This window comes from Synechococcus sp. R8-2 (assembly GCF_047461715.1).
GTDB lineage: Bacteria > Cyanobacteriota > Cyanobacteriia > Thermostichales > Thermostichaceae > Thermostichus.
The window spans coordinates 1-1,513 of sequence record NZ_JANSHQ010000717.1; the positions used below are offsets into that span (position 1 = coordinate 1).

Sequence of the window (1,513 nt, forward strand, 5' to 3'; positions counted from 1 at the left end):
CAAGGAGTTCACCCCCTTTGCGTCATAGGGTGTAGCTGCTCGGCCCCTCTTCAGCTACGAACTGTTTGCTTCTCCAATCCAACCCTCTCGGAAACTGACTGGCTAAACAACGCTGCTGCGGGGGAGGAATACCTCTACACCTATCCCGCGTGCTGCTACTACAGGCAGGGAAGTCATGCCGACGTTGGAGCTCCCGGCACTGCACGAATCGGTGATAATATTCCTACCTCTCATTCCTACCCCGGTGGGTGCCGACCATGCCAGATTTTCTGCCCTACGCCTACTTTCAGGGCCAGATTGTCCCCTTTGCTGAGGCGAAGATCTCCATTGCCACCCATGCTCTGCACTACGGGACAGCGGCGTTCGGCGGCCTACGCGGGATCCCTGATCCGCAAAACCCGGATCAAGTTCTGGTGTTCCGTCTGGATCGCCATTGCCGACGACTGAGTCAAAGCGCCCGCCTGCTCTGTTTTGATCTCCCTGCTGAACGGATTGAGCAGGTGATCGTCGAGCTGATCCGAAAAAACCGTCCCTCCACGTCTTTCTACATCCGCCCCTTGGTGTACACCTCCGACCTAGGCATCTCGCCGCGGCTGCACAACATTGAGAAAGACTTTTTCGTGTACGGCTTGGAACTGGGGGACTACCTCTCGCCAGAGGGAGTCAGTTGCCGCATCAGCTCTTGGGCCCGGCAAGAGGATCGCAGCCTACCATTGCGGGGCAAGATCACCGGCGCCTACATCACTTCCTCTTTGGCCAAAACCGAGGCGGCGCAGGCTGGCTATGACGAGGCCATTTTGATGAACTCCCAGGGCAAAGTGAGCGAAGCCTCGGGCATGAACATCTTCATCGTGCGCAATGGCGTGCTGATTACCCCCAGCTTCGACCAAGATATCTTGGAAGGGATCACCCGCGACAGTGTCCTCACCCTGGCCCGTGATCTGGGGATCCCTACCCAAGAGCGGCCCGTTGACAAATCGGAGCTATTGATTGCTGACGAGGCCTTTTTAACCGGCACTGCTGCCAAGATCACCCCCATTCGCCAGATCGAGCAGTACGTCCTGCCCCCCTCCCGCCCCATCACCGAGCAGTTGCGGCAGAAGCTGACGGCAATTACCGAAAATCGGGATCCCGTCTATGCCCATTGGGTGAAGGTGATCCCTCTGAAAGAAAGCTAGTCCCTAGTCGAGGGGAGAAGCGTCATTATTAAACTGAGCACTCTAGATGGGTAGAGGGGGATCCCTTGCACGAAATTTCCATCACCTGGGCCGACTACCACCGCAAAATCGAGGAGTTGGCCGTCAAAGTCTACGAAAGCGGGTGGGAATTCAACCAAATCGTCTGTATTGCCAAGGGGGGGCTGCGCATCGGCGATACCTTGGCCCGTCTTTTCGACCTGCCCCTGGCTATTCTCTCAGCCTCTTCCTACTCTGGGCCCGGTAACCGCCAGCGGGGGCAACTGACCTTCTCGCGGGATCTAGCCATGACCACCGCCAACCTGGGCAGCCACGTG

At 57.6% G+C, this 1,513-nt stretch carries 2 protein-coding genes; both read left to right on the top strand.

Annotation, left to right across the window (positions count from 1 at the left end; genetic code table 11):
* The first annotated feature begins 257 nt into the window (after positions 1-257).
* Entirely contained in the window at positions 258-1,178 is a 921-nt protein-coding gene (locus NW819_RS14170; protein WP_011432133.1) for a branched-chain amino acid transaminase, read from the top strand.
* Between the two features lie 65 nt (positions 1,179-1,243).
* Positions 1,244-1,513 (top strand): phosphoribosyltransferase (locus tag NW819_RS14175; protein WP_414414141.1); only part of this gene is annotated, 270 nt, incomplete at its 3' end.